The 17,858-nt window shown below is 41.8% G+C and carries 15 protein-coding genes and 4 tRNA genes; 6 read left to right on the top strand and 13 right to left on the bottom strand.

Features of this window, described 5'->3' with window-relative positions; all coding sequences use genetic code 11:
• The first annotated feature begins 483 nt into the window (after positions 1 to 483).
• The 3 genes from C3Y93_RS12420 to C3Y93_RS12410 are packed head-to-tail and all read left to right on the top strand — an operon-like array spanning position 484 to position 2,688.
• Entirely contained in the window at positions 484 to 987 is a 504-nt protein-coding gene (locus C3Y93_RS12420; RefSeq protein ID WP_096902398.1) for a YfiR family protein, read from the top strand.
• Positions 984 to 2,219, top strand: coding sequence for a diguanylate cyclase domain-containing protein (locus C3Y93_RS12415; RefSeq protein WP_104853067.1), 1,236 nt, complete (start codon positions 984 to 986; stop codon positions 2,217 to 2,219). Before C3Y93_RS12420 ends, C3Y93_RS12415 begins: the two co-directional genes overlap by 4 nt.
• The gene (locus C3Y93_RS12410) at positions 2,212 to 2,688 is read left to right on the top strand and encodes an OmpA family protein (protein WP_104853066.1); all 477 of its coding nucleotides are present in this window, start codon (positions 2,212 to 2,214) and stop codon (positions 2,686 to 2,688) included. The genes C3Y93_RS12415 and C3Y93_RS12410 overlap by 8 nt, the downstream gene beginning before the upstream one ends.
• A 161-nt stretch (positions 2,689 to 2,849) precedes the next feature.
• On the opposite strand, the gene C3Y93_RS12405 is transcribed toward C3Y93_RS12410, so the two are convergent.
• The 8 genes from C3Y93_RS12405 to secA all read right to left on the bottom strand — a co-directional run bounded on the left by C3Y93_RS12405 (position 2,850) and on the right by secA (position 9,280).
• A tRNA-Pro gene (locus tag C3Y93_RS12405) sits at positions 2,850 to 2,926 on the bottom strand.
• Positions 2,927 to 2,944: 18 nt separating this feature from the next.
• Positions 2,945 to 3,020: transfer RNA gene (locus C3Y93_RS12400), tRNA-His, on the bottom strand.
• A gap of 38 nt (positions 3,021 to 3,058) precedes the next feature.
• Positions 3,059 to 3,135 (bottom strand) — tRNA-Arg (locus tag C3Y93_RS12395).
• Between the two features lie 46 nt (positions 3,136 to 3,181).
• Positions 3,182 to 3,258 (bottom strand) — tRNA-Pro (locus C3Y93_RS12390).
• Positions 3,259 to 3,411: 153 nt separating this feature from the next.
• Positions 3,412 to 4,479: a quinolinate synthase NadA gene (gene nadA, locus C3Y93_RS12385; protein ID WP_104853065.1), complete on the bottom strand. Its 1,068-nt coding sequence runs from the start codon at positions 4,477 to 4,479 to the stop codon at positions 3,412 to 3,414.
• A gap of 150 nt (positions 4,480 to 4,629) precedes the next feature.
• Positions 4,630 to 5,850 carry a bifunctional glutamate N-acetyltransferase/amino-acid acetyltransferase ArgJ gene (gene argJ / locus C3Y93_RS12380; RefSeq protein WP_104853064.1) on the bottom strand — a complete coding sequence of 407 codons (1,221 nt, stop codon included), beginning with the start codon at positions 5,848 to 5,850 and terminating at the stop codon, positions 4,630 to 4,632.
• Between the two features lie 195 nt (positions 5,851 to 6,045).
• Positions 6,046 to 6,402, bottom strand: a complete 357-nt coding sequence (locus C3Y93_RS12375; protein WP_104853293.1) for a hypothetical protein — start codon at positions 6,400 to 6,402, stop codon at positions 6,046 to 6,048.
• A gap of 163 nt (positions 6,403 to 6,565) precedes the next feature.
• Positions 6,566 to 9,280 carry a preprotein translocase subunit SecA gene (gene secA, locus C3Y93_RS12370; protein WP_096902402.1) on the bottom strand — a complete coding sequence of 905 codons (2,715 nt, stop codon included), beginning with the start codon at positions 9,278 to 9,280 and terminating at the stop codon, positions 6,566 to 6,568.
• A gap of 338 nt (positions 9,281 to 9,618) precedes the next feature.
• Here secA and C3Y93_RS12365 point away from each other — a divergent pair, with 338 nt between their 5' ends.
• A complete protein-coding gene (locus tag C3Y93_RS12365) occupies positions 9,619 to 10,260 on the top strand; it encodes a peroxiredoxin (protein WP_104853063.1) in 642 nt (213 codons plus the stop codon).
• Between the two features lie 132 nt (positions 10,261 to 10,392).
• Complete coding sequence (locus C3Y93_RS12360; protein WP_104853062.1) at positions 10,393 to 11,217, top strand: MBL fold metallo-hydrolase; 825 nt, start codon at positions 10,393 to 10,395, stop codon at positions 11,215 to 11,217.
• A 62-nt stretch (positions 11,218 to 11,279) separates the two neighbouring features.
• Here the strand turns inward: C3Y93_RS12360 and C3Y93_RS12355 are convergent, their stop codons facing one another.
• The 5 genes from C3Y93_RS12355 to C3Y93_RS12335 all read right to left on the bottom strand — a co-directional run bounded on the left by C3Y93_RS12355 (position 11,280) and on the right by C3Y93_RS12335 (position 16,764).
• Positions 11,280 to 12,326, bottom strand: a complete 1,047-nt coding sequence (locus tag C3Y93_RS12355; RefSeq protein WP_373685414.1) for an SPOR domain-containing protein — start codon at positions 12,324 to 12,326, stop codon at positions 11,280 to 11,282.
• Entirely contained in the window at positions 12,317 to 13,600 is a 1,284-nt protein-coding gene (gene folC, locus C3Y93_RS12350; protein WP_104853060.1) for a bifunctional tetrahydrofolate synthase/dihydrofolate synthase, read from the bottom strand. Before folC ends, C3Y93_RS12355 begins: the two co-directional genes overlap by 10 nt.
• Entirely contained in the window at positions 13,597 to 14,493 is an 897-nt protein-coding gene (accD, locus tag C3Y93_RS12345) for an acetyl-CoA carboxylase, carboxyltransferase subunit beta (protein WP_004976262.1), read from the bottom strand. The genes folC and accD overlap by 4 nt, the downstream gene beginning before the upstream one ends.
• Positions 14,490 to 15,293: a tryptophan synthase subunit alpha gene (trpA, locus tag C3Y93_RS12340; protein WP_004976260.1), complete on the bottom strand. Its 804-nt coding sequence runs from the start codon at positions 15,291 to 15,293 to the stop codon at positions 14,490 to 14,492. Before trpA ends, accD begins: the two co-directional genes overlap by 4 nt.
• A gap of 406 nt (positions 15,294 to 15,699) precedes the next feature.
• Entirely contained in the window at positions 15,700 to 16,764 is a 1,065-nt protein-coding gene (locus tag C3Y93_RS12335; protein ID WP_104853059.1) for an AraC family transcriptional regulator, read from the bottom strand.
• Positions 16,765 to 16,896: 132 nt separating this feature from the next.
• Between C3Y93_RS12335 and C3Y93_RS12330 the strand changes: the two genes are divergently transcribed.
• Positions 16,897 to 17,772 (top strand): metal-dependent hydrolase, encoded by an 876-nt coding sequence (locus C3Y93_RS12330; protein ID WP_004976256.1) that lies wholly within the window; start codon positions 16,897 to 16,899, stop codon positions 17,770 to 17,772.
• Positions 17,773 to 17,858: the final 86 nt, after the last annotated feature.

Here is a 17,858-nt window from a genome sequence, read left to right as displayed (position 1 = left end):
ATTTTCTGACTTAAATTTCGCTCAAATAAACTTCGAGTAATTTAAACCAATCAATCAATGAAAATAATTTCGATCAATCAATCAGTAAAAATCCACACAAGTTGTTCTTCATAATCTCTTAATGATCTTCTCGATGCTTCGTCAGCATCAAGCTAGGTCGGCTATATTACGCTTTATTTCTAAAGTGTCAACTGGTAATTTAAATTATTTTAAACTTTCTTTCTAAAACCCAACTCAATCATTCTTAACCAAGTCATTGTTTTACCAGAAGTTTTAATCTTCATCACCGCCGATGGATGTGCATTATAGGTGAAATATTTCGCCTTGCAACCCCTATTTTTAAGTTTTATGAGTTTTTTAGTCCGAACGGTTATTTATTCGGCAAAATATTTTAAATCTGTATCATTCTTGCTCAAAATTAGCAGTATGCTTATTTTCAAATTTTAGCTACACTATTTTTATGTTCATTCGTGTTGTGTTGAAATGACTCAAAATTTAAAAATAATAACCTTGCTGTCATTTGTAGCAATGCAAACACCTATTTTGTATGCTGCACCTGCATCAAATCTTTATAACACTACATTCTCCATTTTAGCGTATGCAAAATGGCAAGCTAGCACGCCCAAACTTTGTGTCGTAAATCAAGATAATATTGCACAACAATTCAAAAAACATGCCCCATTACATAATAAATATGACATTCAACCCATTCAAAGCCATGAAATATCTAAAAGTAATTGTCAAATATTAATTTTTTCTACGCTTTCTGCTGCACAAGAACAACATACCTTAAATACTCAAGTTCGATTTCCAGCCCTATCTATTAGTTTAAACAATCTGGAATGTGAAACTGGCAGCGCTTTTTGTCTTTATAAAAAAAATGATAACTATGCTTTTAAAGTCAACATGGAAAGCTTGACTCAATCTCAAGTGCATATTGATCCGCGTGTATTACTGCTTGCAAAAACATCGGAGTCAAACTCATGAAGCAGTTATACACTCCAATTACCTTGCATCAATTATTCACACGCGCACAACTCACTATCTTTGCTCTGACTTTTACAATTTGTTCAATGATTTTTCTGGTCATTTCAACCTACACCATGAACACCTTCGCAAAAAATAGTTTGCAAAGTTTATCTGCAGCATTAAATGAACGTATTCAACCGGCTGTTGTATTCAATGACCAAATAACACTGAACGAAATTCTGTCTGAACATACGCAGCGTTATTCTATTCGTTCAATTGAAGTACGCTCACCTAAACAGACACGTATTGCCTTTATTGAACAGCAAGGTCTAGAGCATTTTTCAATTCAGGCTTTATTGGACTATCTGTTTTTTAATCATCCTGTTCGGCTGAGTATTGACCATGATCAGCAAAACTATGGTGAGTTGGTGGTGTATGGAAACTCTAGTGACTTGGTCAGTTTTTTTTATAAAATCGTTTTAGGATTAATTTTCGGTTTTATTTTGCTTTTAATTGCTGTGTTTTGGTCAATTAATTCAATTTATCAATATCTCATGCAATCTTTAAGTTCTATTGTCAGCTCGGCACAGGAGATCAGTGCACAAAAAAATTATAAGCTGCGCGTTTCAAGTTCAGATATTCAAGAACTTCATGAACTGAGTTATGCCTTTAATGGCTTACTCAATGAGATTGAACAATCCCATAAGAATTTATTGGTTGAAAATCATAAACTGCAATTTCAGTCGCAATACGACAATTTAACGCAGTTGCCAAATCGTAATTATTTTTATGAAACACTGTTTAAGCTATTTACCCAGCCTTCTGCTACGGCTGCAGTATTTTTTTTAGACATTAATAACTTTAACCAAATCAATAACCAATTTGGGCATTTGACGGGCGATAATATTTTACGTGATTCATCACATTGTCTAATTCAGATTTTGCCCTCACATGCGTTTGTTGCGCGTTTAGGTGGCGATGAGTTTGCAGTAATCTTAACTGGCTCACACTCCACTGCAGAATTAGAGGATTATTGTCAAAAGATTCATGCTTGCTATACCTCTACATTTAAGTATGAACAGCAACAAGTTTCCTTAAATGTCAGTATTGGCGTAGCATTGATTGAATATGCAAAAACTCCTGAAAATTTAATTGCCGATGTCGATCGCGCAATGCTCAAAGCCAAACGTGATCAATCAAAATGGTATATTTCACCTCAATCAAACAATAAACAGGTTCCTTATGCTTAAAAAAGTTCTGATCGGCACACTTATTCTTGTTATGGTTTCACTCAGTGCTTGCATGAGTTTGGGGAATGTCAGCTATAAGCAGGCGCGCATGCTAAAACAAGAAGGCTTTATTTTAAGTGATGATGGCTGGACCTTAGCCCTGCCTGAACGCTTGTTATTTGGTTTTGATGAATACGCCATTCAAAATAGCCAAAAAGAACGCCTCAACCAATTGGCACAACAGCTGCATAAATATGACTTGGATAAACTCAAGTTTATTGGTCACACAGACAACGTAGGTTTAGCCAGCTACAATCAAACCCTATCGGAAAAACGCGCCCAAAATGTGGCTCAGATCTTTTTAGATCAGGGTTTTGAACGAAACAATATTCAGGTGATTGGTCGTGGAGCATCTCAACCGATGGTGAGCAACGATACACCAGCAAATCGCGCGATTAACCGACGTGTAAATGTGACGATAGTACCTTAAAGCCCTACAGAAATTTCAACGGATCATCAAACCTCAGTCATTGAGGCTTTTTTATTTCAACTAAAAGATGTAATCAACAAAAGTATTTTTCTAAATTTCAGGCATAAAAAAACCGCTTAACGCGGTATCTTTATCTATTTGACCATTTCTATTTTAGAAAATGGTCGGAGCAGTAGGATTCGAACCTACGACCCCCTGGTCCCAAACCAGGTGCACTACCAGGCTGTGCTATGCTCCGTTTATCTCTTAAAGAGATTGGGGTGAATGACGGGATTCGAACCCGCGACAACTGGAATCACAATCCAGGGCTCTACCAACTGAGCTACATCCACCATCATATTTGGTTCTTATATACCAAGCCACCCAAAAATGGCGCGCCTGACAGGATTCGAACCTGTGACCATCCGCTTAGAAGGCGGATGCTCTATCCAACTGAGCTACAGGCGCATGACCGATGATACATAATATCATGCGATACGTTGCCTTGAAGAATTGGTCGGAGCAGTAGGATTCGAACCTACGACCCCCTGGTCCCAAACCAGGTGCACTACCAGGCTGTGCTATGCTCCGATTCATCTCAGCTTTTTGTGTATCGCACATCGTGCGGTACGGTGTGCATTCTAGGCGCGACGCCCGAAGACGTCAACACCTATATTTAAAAAAAATTAAAAAAAAGCTTCAACCGTATATTTATCAAGCATTTTTGATATTTTTCAATCAATTTTAGCGTTTCAGACTCGCACTGAAATTCAACATACGATCTAACGGTAATTTAGCACGTTCTGCAAGCGCTGGCTCAACGAATATTTCTTGATCACCTGTTTGCAACACATGCAAAATTCCATCTAATTCATTCATTGCCATCCACGGACAATGTGCACATGAGCGACAAGTTGCCCCCTCACCTGCAGTTGGCGCTTCAATTAGAATTTTATTAGGTACAGCTTGCTGCATCTTATAGAAAATACCGCGGTCTGTTGCCACAATTAAACGCTCGTGTGGCAAAGTTTTTGCCGCTTGAATAAGTTGCGAGGTACTGCCCACCGCATCAGCTACATCAACAACTGATTCTGGTGATTCTGGATGCACCAAAACTGCTGCATCCGGATACATGGCTTTCATATTGGCTATACCGCGTGAACGGAATTCTTCATGCACAATACACGAACCATCCCAAAGCAGCATATCTGCGCCAGTTTTCTTTTGAATATAGCGTCCTAAGTGCTGATCTGGCGCCCAAATGATTTTTTCACCTAAGCTATCGAGGTGTTCAATAATTTCTACCGCACAGCTTGAGGTAACGACCCAATCTGCACGTGCTTTTACCGCAGCCGATGTATTGGCATAAACCACGACTGTATGATCAGGATGCGCATCACAGAAGCGGCTAAACTCATCGACAGGACAACCCAAGTCCAGTGAGCAAGTTGCTTCTAAAGTTGGCATAAGAATGGTTTTTTCTGGCGATAAAATTTTGGCAGTTTCGCCCATAAATTTTACACCAGCTACGACCAACGTGGTTGCCGCATGATCACGACCAAAACGTGCCATTTCCAGTGAATCCGAAACACAGCCACCTGTTAATTCAGCCAGTTCCTGTACTTCAGGATCGCAGTAATAATGGGCAACCAAGACAGCATTGTGCTTTTCGAGTTCTGCTTTAATTTGCGCAAATTTTTCCTGCTTGGCTTGCTCACTCAAATGATGTTCTTTGGTTTCACCCAAGCGATCTAAATGCGCCTGCACAATTGATTTGGCTTCATTGGCAATTAAATTGGTCGCATCATTCATAACAACGTCTTCTCTATCTTCATGCTTGCCCGAACACAAGCTTACTCAAGTCACTGATGATATGGGGGCAATTTACTCATTCACCAGCCCTTTGCCGATTGAATGCTAAAAAAGCCTCACAACGGAGGCTTTATCACTCAATTTGAATTTTTACGAACGGTAATCCGCGTTGATCTTGACATAATCGTAAGACAAGTCACAAGTATAGACTGTATCTATCGCTTGACCACGTCCTAAATTTACACGAATGGTCATTTCGGTTTGTGCCATGACTCGCGCGCCCGCTGCTTCGGTATAGTCGGTAGCAGCACCGCCATCTTTGCAAATTTGCACATCATCCAACCAAACCTGAATTTTTTCAACGTCTAAATTTGGCACGCCTGCATAACCAATTGCAGCAAGAATACGCCCCCAGTTTGGATCTGAGGCAAAAATGGCCGTTTTTACCAATGGTGAATGTGCAATGCTGTACGCAATATCACAACATTCTTGGGTATTGTCACCATCTTCAACACGTACCGTGATGAATTTTGTTGCACCTTCACCATCACGGATAATCAGTTGTGCCAAACGCAACATCACACGATTCAAAACATCTAATACCACAGCATAACGCGGGTCATTTTCACTGCAAATTTCAGTGCCACCCGCCTGACCTGTCGCCACCAAGATACATGAATCATTGGTCGAGGTATCGCCATCTACAGTAATACGGTTAAATGATTGTTCTACGCTGCGTTTGAGCAATTGCTGCAAGATGTCACGTTGAATTGGTGCATCGGTTGCAACATAGCTAAGCATGGTCGCCATATTTGGGCGAATCATACCTGCGCCTTTAGAAATGCCTGTCATACTATAAGTAATGCCATCTAACTCAAACTGCTCAGATGCACCTTTGGGTGTGGTATCTGTGGTCATAATACCTGTCGCAGCATCATGCCAAGCATCCTCACGTAACGATGCCAGCGCAGGTGCTAAACCAGCAACCAAGCGTTCAATCGGCAATTGCTCGCCAATCACACCTGTAGAAAATGGCAAAACTTCTTGGATAGATACACCTGCCAATTCAGCCAATTTGGCACAGGTAATTTCTGCATTTTGCATACCCAATTTGCCTGTACCCGCATTGGCATTGCCTGTATTAATGACCAAGTAACGCGGATTGCCCTGAGCTAAATGTGCTTTGGACACATACACAGGTGCAGCGCAAAATGCGTTTTGAGTAAAGACACCCGCCACATTTGAGCCTGCTGCAAATTCAAAAATAACCAGGTCACGTCGGTTCTGATAACGCACATAAGCCTCTGCTGAACCAATTTTTACACCTTTGACCACATGCATGTGTGGCATAGAGACGTCACCAACTGCCATTTTGAAATTTCCAGTACAAATTTGAGAATGTCACAGCTTAGTGGAAATTGAAGAAAAAATCGAGCATCCTCCCTGCTTGATTCAACTTTTGTTAATACACAAGGTCATATATAAAAAACCAGCCCGTATGGACTGGTTTTAATCTTCAATGTAATGCATCAGCAACTAAAATTATACTGATTGAGCCTATTTGGATTATGGCGTAGTCGCAACCACGGTTTCACCCAATAAAGCCTGTTTTGCACGTTCTTGACTTGCTGCAGATAAAGCAGGATTTGTAGCCACAATACGATTTACATTGGCAGCATTCGCAGGTGCAATCGCTGCAGTCTGCAACACGATTGGACGCTGATCTGGATTAGCAAAGGTATAACGAATACCTGTGCGTGGGCTTGCCACAGTCACGTGACCATTATCCACTTGTACCTGTGCAGTGGTCGCACCCACAGCAGCTTGAACTTTTGCAGGAGTTGTCGTTGTTGCCGCATTTGCAAATGCGAAAGTAGGCAAGCTCAAGGCAACAATCATTAAAGGTTGTAATACTTTTTTCATTTTTTGTTCCACACGTGGATATTGCATGTGCAACTAAATAGCATTTAATTCCAAAATCTGCAAATGCTATACACATCTTGCAAAACTATTACCACAAAGATTTTGCACCCCAAAATACAAAAAAGCAGAACCAAAGTTCTGCTTAAGTTGTAACAAGTCAGGTTTAGATTTTACCGTGACACTGTTTATATTTCAGTCCTGAACCACATGGGCATGGCGAGTTACGGCTTGCAGGTGGAACAACCGTTTGCTCAGCAGCACTGTACTGTGGTTCTGATTCAAAGGTTTCGCCCGTTAAACCATCTACATCAGCATGTGAAAGATTAAGCTGCATCGCTTCTGCTTGCGCTTGCTGTTGAGCTTCCATCGCTGCCAGTTCTTCAGGTGTTGGTACATGCACACGCGAAAGATCGGTAACGACATCAGCTTTAATCACACCCAACATATTCACAAATAAGTTAAAGGCTTCTTTTTTGTACTCTTGCTCAGGGTTCTTTTGTGCATAACCACGTAAATGAATCCCTTGACGCAAATAGTCCATAGCCGCCAAATGATCTTTCCAGTGACGATCAAGTGAACTGAGCATAAAGTGGCGTTCTAGCATCGCAGCAGATTCATCACCCATTTGCTGACGACGTGCACGGTAACGTGTCACAATTTCATCGGCAATACGTTCAACCAAAGCTTCTTCATCTAGGCGACGATCATCTTCAAGCCATTGGTTAATTGGTAATTCGATACCTAAATCATCACGCAAGGCACGCTCTAAACCATCAATATCCCATTGGTCATGAATTGATTCTGGTGGAATATAATTGGCGATCATACCTGTGACCACTTCACGGTGCATTTCTTCAATATAGTCTTGCAGCGTGCTTTCTGCCAGAATATCATCACGCTGTGAATAAATGATCTTACGTTGTTCGTTGTTTACGTCATCGTATTTCAACAAGTTTTTACGGATGTCGAAGTTACGTGCCTCAACTTTACGCTGTGCATTTTCGATAGAGCGTGACACCATTTTGTGTTCAATCGCTTCATCTTCCTGCAAGCCCATAGCACGCATCATTGCTACAACACGATCACCTGCGAAAATACGCATTAAGTCATCTTCGAGTGACAGATAGAAACGTGACACGCCTGGGTCACCCTGACGACCTGCACGACCACGCAACTGGTTGTCAATACGGCGCGATTCGTGACGTTCTGAACCAATAATGTGTAAGCCACCTGAACTTAACACCATGTCATGGTTTTGTTCCCACTCTGCCTTTAAACGCGCTTCATCTTCAGGAGTTGGGTTTTCAATTTTGGCTAGCAAAGCTTTCCAGTTACCACCTAGCAAAATATCTGTACCACGACCCGCCATGTTCGTGGCAATAGTCACCGCACGTGGTGAGCCTGCTTGCGCAATGATGTCAGCTTCGCGTTCGTGTTGCTTCGCATTCAATACTTCGTGCTGAATACCTGCTTCACGCAGTTTATCCGATAAAATTTCTGAAGCTTCAATGGTCGCTGTACCAATCAGAATTGGTGCGACACCCGCTTCATGCACGCGTTGAATTTCTTGAATAATCGCGTTGTATTTACCAGTACGGTTTAAATAAATTAAATCGTTTTGGTCATTACGAATCATTGGTCGGTGGGTTGGAATGATGACCACATCAAGACCATAAATTTCTTTCATTTCTGCAGCTTCAGTGTCTGCAGTACCCGTCATTCCCGAAAGCTTTTTGTATAAACGGAAATAGTTCTGGAAGGTTGTGGTCGCTAAAGTCTGGTTTTCGGGCTGAATTTCTAGACCTTCTTTCGCTTCTACCGCTTGGTGCAAACCTTCTGACCAGCGACGGCCAGGCATGGTACGACCTGTGTTTTCATCGACAATAATCACTTCACCATCATGGATGATGTAATGCACGTTGCGTTGATACAAGAAGTGCGCACGAATAGCTGCAGATACGTGATGCACCAAATTTAGGTTAGATGCAGAATACAGACTTTCTCCTTCTGCCAATAAACCCATTTGAATTAATTCATTTTCTACCGTTTCATAACCAATTTCGGTCATTTCTACAGTGCGTTGTTTTTCATCAATCCAGAAATGTCCACCATCGGCTACTTTTTCTTCTTTTTGTGCATGCAATTTTGGCGGAATGGTGTTGATTGCTGCATATAACTGCGATGAGTCATCACTTTGACCAGAAATGATTAATGGGGTACGTGCTTCATCAATTAAGATCGAGTCCACTTCATCAATAATGGCATAAGTCAGACCACGCTGTTTTTTCTCACTCAGCGAGAACACCATGTTGTCACGCAAGTAGTCGAAACCAAATTCGTTATTGGTACCGTAGGTAATGTCTGCGCGATAAGCCTGTGCTTTTTCAGTCGGGTCTTGCATGGAATAGATAATGCCAATGCTTAAACCTAAAAACTCAAATAAAGGGCGGTTGAGTTCGGCATCACGCTGTGCCAAGTAGTCGTTCACAGTAATGACGTGCACGCCCTGACCGCTTAAAGCATTTAAATAACAGGCCAAAGTTCCCATTAGGGTTTTACCTTCACCTGTACGCATTTCTGCAATTTTACCTTCATGCAAGGTAATACCACCAATCAACTGCACGTCATAGTGACGCATGCTCATGACACGTTTGGCGGCTTCACGACATACTGCAAATGCTTCTGGTAATAATTTATCTAAACTTTCGCCTTTGTTATAACGTTGTTTGAATTCTTCGGTTTTTGCAGATAAGTCTGCATCGCTTAAGGCAGATATCGTCGGCTCGAGCGCATTAATCTTGTCTACGATTTTACGCATGCGTTTGAGTTCGCGCTCATTTTTAGTACCGAAGATTCCTCCGATCAGACTTGCCAACATGAATAAACTCTCTAAATCTTGCTTGTCAAATAAATAGGTTTTTCTTAGTGGTTATTATGGTGCTAGAAATTTGAAGTACAAGGGTTTTGCACAAAAACCTATTAAAAATTCCAATCTCTACTTGCCACTTCTCGCTGCTAAGTAGCAGTTAATGTAACAAATTTCGAGCGGACGATATATAGCAATCACACATCAATCTATTTTGAAAATGCAATAAAAATGACACACCATATTCAAATTATTCATAAGCACATACAAAAACACTATTTAATTCTGCAAAAGGAATGGCGCATAGTAGTACGCATACATCACACAACAAAACAAGACAGAGGTACACAATGACTATTCGCTTAGGTGACATCGCACCCAACTTCACACAAGATTCAAATGAAGGCCCAATTGATTTTTATGAATTTTTAGGTGACAGCTGGGGCATTCTATTTTCGCATCCTGCCGATTACACACCTGTCTGCACCACCGAGCTAGGCTATACCGCAAAACTGAAAGATGAGTTCAGTAAACGTAATGTTAAAGCGATTGCACTTTCTGTAGATGATGCAGAATCTCACAAAGGCTGGATTCAAGATATTAACGAAACTCAAAATACGACAGTTAATTTCCCAATTCTTGCTGACCAAGATCGTAAAGTGTCTACCCTGTACGATTTTATTCACCCGAATGCCAGCGAAACACTGACTGTACGCTCACTGATCATTATTGATCCGAATAAAAAAGTACGTTTGATCATCACTTATCCTGCATCTACAGGGCGTAATTTCCATGAAATTTTACGTGTGATTGACTCATTACAACTGACTGACAATTACAAAGTTGCAACCCCTGCTAACTGGCAAGATGGTGAAGATGTGGTCATTGTGCCTGCCATTCAGGACGAAGCAGAGCTTAAAGAACGCTTCCCAAGTGGATATAAAGCCATCAAGCCTTATTTACGTTTGACCAAACAACCGAACCGCACTTAATTAAGTGTTACATGAGCAAGCCTATCTTCGGATAGGCTTTTTTATGCTCCAATTCCGTTAATCCAATTGTGATTGGCGACACACAACAGATCAGGTATAAGCAAAATAACATTCATAAAAAAACGTCATTTTGTGATCTACAACATTCATCATTTACATTGCGGCACGTTTTGCCCAATCTGTGCGCCTTTATTTGGACAACAAGGTTGGCAGGTAAAATTGGTCTGCCATTGTCTATTATTAGAAACAGATCAAGGCTTGGTCTTGGTCGATACAGGCTTAGGCGTTGAGGATTATTTACATCCCAAACAGCGTTTAGGCACATTACTGACCCATACCGGTCGGATTCAACACGACTTAAGCCAGACCGCACTCAAGCAAATCCAGCAACTTGGTTATCAGGCCAGTGATGTGCAACATATTTTGGTATCGCATTTGGACTTTGATCATGCGGGTGGGATTGCTGATTTTCCAAACGCGACTGTGCATATCTTCGCGAGTGAATACAAGGCAGCCTGCAATTTAAAGTCTTTAAAAAATCGCATGCGTTATAAACCTAAGCAATTTCAGCAACATACTCATTGGGATTTTTTAGAACCAACCCGAGGTGAAGCTTGGTTTAATTTTAATCGTGTGCAAGGTTTAACAATTTTTAAGGATGAAATTTTACTGATTCCTTTGCCTGGACACTCCGCTGGTCATTGTGGCATTGCCATTCGGCAGGCACAGGGCTGGTTATTTTTCTGTGGCGATGCTTATTATGCGCAAGCACAGCTAGACCCTAAACAATGCTTCCCAGCACTACATACAGTTGAGTATTTGTTTGCAGAAAATAATTTAATGCGTTTAAAGACTTTAGCGAATATTCAGCATTTGGCTCAAACTGCACCACAAGTTGAGATTATTTGCGCACATGATCCAATTGCCTTAGCGCAATATCAAATACCAAAAGCCTAAATAAAAAAGGATTTAACCTGAAAGATTAAATCCTTTTTTAATAAACATCTTGATCGAATGATCTAGTCACGTTTATCTAACGGCACCCAATCAATCACCCATGCAGATTTCATATTCAAACTTGGGTCTGCGGTAATTTTCTTACGGGTTGCATCTGCAGCATCACGGTCTTTAGATGGCCCAACCATAATCCGAACCCCTTTAGACGTTGGACTTTGGGTGACTTTATAACCTTTGGCTTTCAGTTTTGCCGCCAAAGCATCGGCATTGGCTTGGTTAGCAGCCAAAGCCACTTGTACCATCCACTGCTTATCGCCTTCTTCCAATAACTTACGTGCTTTTTCAGCTTCAGCCTTTTTCTTGGCAGCTTCTTCAGCTTTGCGTTTTTCCTCAGCTTTACGTTTTTCTTCGGCAGCCTTACGTTCTGCTTCTTTTTTCGCTTCTGCTGCTTTGCGCTCTTGTTCAGCTTTACGTTTTGCATCGGCTTGGCGTTGTTCTTCCGCTTTGCGCTTCTCTTCTGCAATACGTTTTTCTTCCGCTAAACGCTTTTCATCTGCTGCTTTTTTCTCTGCAGCACTACGCTCTTGCGCGGCTTTTAACTCAGCAGCTTTCTTGGCATCCGTTGCCTTTTGCTGCTCTAACTTCTTTTGCTGGGCAGCTTTTTCTTCAGCCAAACGCTTTTGCTTGGCTTGTTCATCTTCGACCAATTCCGGTGGAATATTGTCAGAACTTTGCTGCTGACCAGAACGCAATGCATTTAAGGCAGCATATTCTTCTGCAGCTTTACGCGCTGCTTCAGCTTCTGCCTGTTGTTGCATCGCTAAAAACTCAGCTGCACGTGCTTCTTGCTCCGCTACTGCTTTTTCACGCGCACGGCGCTGCTCTTCAAGCAGACGCTGCTCGGTTTGCACATCGACAGTTAAAGGTTGCAATTGCACCATTTCTGCCTGATTGGCATTTTTATGTTGAACTTGTTCGGCTTGGCTTGGGGTTTTCACATTATTTTGATGTATTTCTTCTTGCCCTTTTAAAAGCAATGCTGCCAATAAAACACCACCACCTAATAAAACAACGCCACCCATCCAGCGCTGTTTGTTATTCATTGACATTCTTCCAAATACTCCCATACCGCTTCTAAGGTATGAAATGATCCACATACCAAAATCAGCTGATTATTTTTTGTTTCATCCAGTGCTGATTTAAAAGCCAATTGTATACTGTCGAAGTGTTGTATTGTTTCGCCTTGCAAAGCCTGATCCAAAACCGTGATCTCTGCCGCACGAGGCACATTTAATGTGGCAATTTTCCACATTACGACACTATCTTTCAATAACTCAACCACAGAATTTATATCTTTATCTGCAAGCATTGAAAAAACACTGACCACTTCAGTGTACTGTTTATTGTAATTTAAGAAATTGCGCAATTGCTTTAACAAAAATTCAACGCCATGCGGGTTATGTCCTGCATCAAAAATCACGGTTTTGCCCTGAATTTGACGAATTTCAAAACGTCCCGCCAATTTGGCCGTTTGAATACCTTGTGCAATTGCATCTTGGGTGATTTCTAAACCACTGTGCAAGACTGCTGCCACAGCCGTTGAAATATTATCAAGTGCCAAGCTGCCTGCGGGAAGTTTTAAGGTGCAGCCCGATGCAGCAAACATCCATGACTGACCATCTTGCATGTCCCGATAAAAATAATCACGATTCAGGGTAAACAATGGTGCATTACAAGCTGCTGCCTTATCTTGAATAGCTTGAGGCAAATCTTGCTGACCTGCAAAAATGACAGGAATGTTAGGACGAATAATGCCTGCTTTTTCATAGGCAATTTTTTCGATGCTATCGCCTAACCAATCGACATGGTCTAAACCGATATTGGTAATAACCGCCACATCTGGATTAACGACATTGACCACATCTAAGCGTCCGCCTAAACCGACTTCAAGCACCCACACATCGCAGTCACGTGCTTTAAAAATCACAAAGGCTGCCAAAGTCGTGGCTTCAAAGAAAGATAAACTCAGATCGCAATCACGTCGTGCTTGATCGACTTGCACAAAAGCATCAATCAAACTTTGGTCATCGACCTCGACACCTGCTAATTTGACCCGTTCATTAAAACGGTAAATATGCGGCGATTGGTACAACCCAACCCGATAGCCCTGCGCATTTAAAATAGCCGCTAAAGTGGTTGTGGTTGAGCCTTTGCCATTGGTTCCCGCAACCGTAATGACTTTAGCTTTAGGATGGGTTACACCCAATTTTTCTGCAACGGGAATGACCCGTTCCAAACCTAAATCAATACCCGTAACGTGAACATGGCTCCAATAATTGAGCCATGTGTTTAAATCATCGGTTGCAAGAGGTGCTGTGTTCAAGGCAAGTTCATCAGTTTCGCAAGAATACGATAAACTGTATCACGTAATGCATGACGATGGACAATTTGATCGACCACACCATGATCAAGTAAGTATTCTGCACGTTGGAACGGTTCTTCCAGTTTTTCACGTACAGTTTGCTCAATGACACGTTTACCCGCAAAACCAATCATCGCTTTAGGTTCTGCAATGTGTACATCACCCAGCATCGCCAATGATGCAGTTACACCACCGTATACAGGATGAGTTAATACTACGATGTACGGCAAGCCTGCTTCTTTCATGCGTTGAATTGCTGCAGAAGTACGCGCCATTTGCATTAATGACAACATGCCTTCTTGCATACGCGCACCGCCAGATGCTGCAAAGCAAATTAACGGTTGTTTTTGCTGAATCGCACGTTCAGCAGCTTGCACAAAACGGTCACCAACGACAGTACCCATTGAGCCGCCCATAAAATCAAACTCAAATGCACAAGCAATGACTGGCATATCTTTTAATAAGCCCTGCATAACCACTAACGCTTCGGTTTCACCCGTTTTCTTTTGCGCTTCAGTCATACGCTCAGGATAAGCTTTGCTGTCTACAAATTTGAGTGGGTCTTTGGCAGAGAATTCTTGACCTAATTCGTTTTGTACTTGGTCAAAGAACCAAGTTAAACGCTCACGCGCTTTCATGCGTAAATGTTCATCACATTGTGGGCATACATAAGCGTTGAATGACATTGCCGTACGTGTCACCAAGGCATGACATTCTGGACATTCAATCGTTGGTTCAGTAAAGATCGCTTTTAACGCTTGTTGCTCATCTGGTGTTTCAATACCAGGTACACCACGTGCAGTCCACGGCGTCGATGGGCTTAGAATTTTCCCTGTTTTCACTTCTTGACTCATACTAACTCATCGAGCGCAGCTCGAAGCTCCTTCACTTTATTAACCGTTGCAATGACGGCTTGTTCTGGTGCTAAGCTCGCAAATTGTTTTACAAAAGCACTTCCGACAATGACTGCGTCGGCAGCCGCGCCCATTGCTTTGGCAGATGCAGCATCACTGATGCCAAAACCCACACCCACAGGCACGTTGGTTACAGCTTTAATCTGTTGGATGCGGGTTGCTGCTTCTGCAACATCAAGTGTTGCTGCACCCGTCACGCCTTTCAAAGAAACATAATAAATAAAGCCACTGGCTTGGTTTGCAACAAATTGAATACGCTCTGGTGTAGAAGTTGGCGCTAACAAGAAAATTTGATTCATCCCATATTTATTCAGGACTTCATCAAATTCTTGGGCTTCTTCAGGTGGTAAATCGACCAGAAGTACACCATCGACACCACAGTCATGTGCATATTCAACAAACTTTTCATAACCAATGACTTCTACAGGGTTTAAATATCCCATCAATACCACAGGAGTTTCCTGATCTTTTTGACGGAACTCTTTGACCATGTTTAAAGCATCTAGCGTATTGGTTCCACCTGCCAACGCTCGCTCTGCAGCGAGGGCAATTACTGGACCATCAGCCATTGGGTCTGAAAACGGCAAACCTAATTCAACGACATCTACCCCTGCCTCGACCATTTGATGTAACAACGGAACTGTGACTTCTGGATGAGGGTCACCTGCCATAACATAAGAAACCAAGGCCTTACGCTGTTGAGATTCAAGCTGTGCAAATCGTGTGGCTAAACGTGACATAGGGTTGTATTTTCCTTGAATGATTAAAACTGAGACATTTGCTATTGTAGAAATACAAATTGACCCATTGTAACGCTATTTTTTACTCAATGAATAGCGCACAGGCATGGGTTGCTGCATTTCTGTTTGCAAAACGATTTATTCAGAACAACCGCGAGGCTACATTTACTGATATTTGCGCTTTTTTCTCAATGATCAAAGATGCCTAATTTTGCCTGCTTATCGGTTTTTGAAACTTGCTCAATCGTGCTTTTAAATTTAAAAATATTGATAAAAATAAACAACTTCAGGTTTTATCTTAGGCTTTATCAACCTTGCAAAAGCTGATTCGGTCATGGCTACACACAGCTTATTTTCAATCTCTTAGCGCGAAATCACCTGTTGATAATGAGCCAATCCATACTATTTATGGCGTATTTTGCTGTAGAGAAAGCGCATCCTCAGCTTGCTGCAACTGCTGTTTACGTTTTAGCAAGGTCTGTCCTGTGCAGGCTTTATAGGCACGCGCCAAAGCCGATTGGTCTGAATAACCCAACAACTGTGCAATATCGCTTAGGCTCACATTTTGTCGCAGTAAGTTTTCACAGCGCTGCATCCGTTCTATTTCAAGAATCTGTTTAAAACCCGTACCTTCCTGTTTAAGCTGACGCTGTAACGTACGCCCTGAACGAAATAAACGCTGCGCCACCCATTCAATGCTCGGCACTTGCTGTTCATAACGTAAATAATGCGCCACCTGCTCTTGGACTTGCTGCTGCACGGTTTCTAATTGTGGTTTTAACGCAATCGCATCTTCAGCTTGTTTGGTGAGTAAATGAATTAAAGAGGGATCGGCTTGCTGTGGTTTTAAACTGAGGCTTTCTAAATTTAAAACAATTTGATATTCCGCTTGCTTAAATAAAACCTTACAACCATAAAACTTTTCATAATGCAGCATCGCCATACGCGGTGCATGGGCAAAATGAATCTCCCGTATCGGAGAGTGTTGAAAATCAAAAATTTGCATGGCCAATTGAGTCATACAGGCAAAAGTCATTTCATGAACCAAGCTGTATTTTTCATCCACCAACGGCCATGATAAATATAAAGCATCTGGTTGTTGTTCCAGTCGCATCGGTACGGCTGCCGTACCATCTACCACCAAACGACTAAAACGCATCATATATTGAAGGGCTTCTGCAACACTATTACTACGCGATGCCATATAGCCGAGCACACCAAAATGTTCAGGCTGAATATAACGCGCCAATTCAAAAACAAGCGTTGGACAATCTAAAAACTGAATACTGTGTTGGATGATCTCATTAAAAAATTGATAAGACGATTGGGTATCCATAGGCAATGCCAACACATGCTGTAAATGCTGCAATTGTGCAGGCGAAAATCCAAGCTGCTCAGGAACTCTGCCCTGTGCAGATAAATAGCGTAACCAAAGTTGATAATAGCCATTTGGAATTTGAATTTCGCTCATGTGCTTGCTCATTTTGACATGCATCATTTTCTTTTGTCGTTTAATGTATAAAAACTGGCAAATACTGTCAAAACAAATCTGCCAAAGCCCGACATACTGCAAACAGGATTGACCAGAGTGAAATAAAATAAAATGAATGCACTTGTCCAATATCATGTTGCGCCCATAGTACGCAGCAATCTCGATTTTAAATTAGCCGATGTGCCGCGTTACTGGTTTGCAGGTGACCCGTTTTTGACCCGCATGTTTGATGCTTTAAGCCTGACTTTTCCTGATGGCGAGCGTTATTTCATTCAATCGGTACGTTTGTTCCGTGATCAAATTCAAGACCCTGACTTAAAACAGCGTGTTGCCGATTTTATTCGACAAGAAGCTCAGCACGGCATTGCACACGACAAAATGAATCAGGTCATGAAAGATCAAGGCATGCCTGTAGATCAGTTTATTCAGCGTCTAAACAAAGTGTTTAAGTTTGAACTGAAATATCGCTCGCCCCAATACAACATCGCCATGACAGCAGCTGCGGAACATTTAACCGCACTTATGGCAGAAACTTTTTATGGCGAAAAAGACACGCTGCAAGATGCACATCCTTATGTCCGTGCTTTATTTGCATGGCATGCGATTGAAGAAATGGAACATCGTGATGTGGCGTTTGATGTGATGCAACAGGTGGGCAATGTGCCTGAAGTGACTCGAAAAATGGCGTTGGTGCTGACCACAGGTTTAATGTTCGGATTTACCCTGTACCGCGCCAATGTCATGCTGAGATGCGATGGGTTTAATCGTACCCAGCGCCTTAAAATGAATGTACGTGGCTTGCAATGGCTGTTTGGCAAACAAGGGAAATTACGCAAAATGCAATCACAATATCGTGATTGGTTTAAACCTGACTTTCACCCTAGCCAACATCCAATCATCGCGCAATATGATGTCTGGCTTGAGACTTTGGCGCAAACAGGCGACCCAATTCAGGCAGGTGAAGCATTTTGGCAGGCAGGAAAATAAAGCTTTTGGTTTTGCTTGGCTTTTAACCAATGAACACCTAAGCATTGCTTAGCTTTATACAAACTTGCCTCTAATATCTTTATATA

Origin of the sequence: Acinetobacter sp. SWBY1, assembly GCF_002946595.1 — a bacterium.
Taxonomy (GTDB): domain Bacteria; phylum Pseudomonadota; class Gammaproteobacteria; order Pseudomonadales; family Moraxellaceae; genus Acinetobacter; species Acinetobacter towneri.
This window is presented reverse-complemented; position numbering and strand designations above follow the sequence as displayed.

Bases quoted from the DNA above. Each gene is read 5' to 3' on its own strand.
- accD (WP_004976262.1), bottom strand. From the start codon at position 14,493: ATGAGTCAAGAAGTGAAAACAGGGAAAATTCTAAGCCCATCGACGCCG.
- trpA (WP_004976260.1), bottom strand. From the start codon at position 15,293: ATGTCACGTTTAGCCACACGATTTGCACAGCTTGAATCTCAACAGCGT.
- nadA (WP_104853065.1), bottom strand. From the start codon at position 4,479: ATGAATGATGCGACCAATTTAATTGCCAATGAAGCCAAATCAATTGTG.
- C3Y93_RS12355 (WP_373685414.1), bottom strand. From the start codon at position 12,326: ATGTCAATGAATAACAAACAGCGCTGGATGGGTGGCGTTGTTTTATTA.
- C3Y93_RS12415 (WP_104853067.1), top strand. From the start codon at position 984: ATGAAGCAGTTATACACTCCAATTACCTTGCATCAATTATTCACACGC.
- C3Y93_RS12330 (WP_004976256.1), top strand. From the start codon at position 16,897: ATGAATGCACTTGTCCAATATCATGTTGCGCCCATAGTACGCAGCAAT.
- C3Y93_RS12365 (WP_104853063.1), top strand. From the start codon at position 9,619: ATGACTATTCGCTTAGGTGACATCGCACCCAACTTCACACAAGATTCA.
- secA (WP_096902402.1), bottom strand. From the start codon at position 9,280: ATGTTGGCAAGTCTGATCGGAGGAATCTTCGGTACTAAAAATGAGCGC.
- argJ (WP_104853064.1), bottom strand. From the start codon at position 5,850: ATGGCAGTTGGTGACGTCTCTATGCCACACATGCATGTGGTCAAAGGT.
- C3Y93_RS12410 (WP_104853066.1), top strand. From the start codon at position 2,212: ATGCTTAAAAAAGTTCTGATCGGCACACTTATTCTTGTTATGGTTTCA.
- C3Y93_RS12420 (WP_096902398.1), top strand. From the start codon at position 484: ATGACTCAAAATTTAAAAATAATAACCTTGCTGTCATTTGTAGCAATG.
- C3Y93_RS12335 (WP_104853059.1), bottom strand. From the start codon at position 16,764: ATGAGCGAAATTCAAATTCCAAATGGCTATTATCAACTTTGGTTACGC.
- C3Y93_RS12375 (WP_104853293.1), bottom strand. From the start codon at position 6,402: ATGAAAAAAGTATTACAACCTTTAATGATTGTTGCCTTGAGCTTGCCT.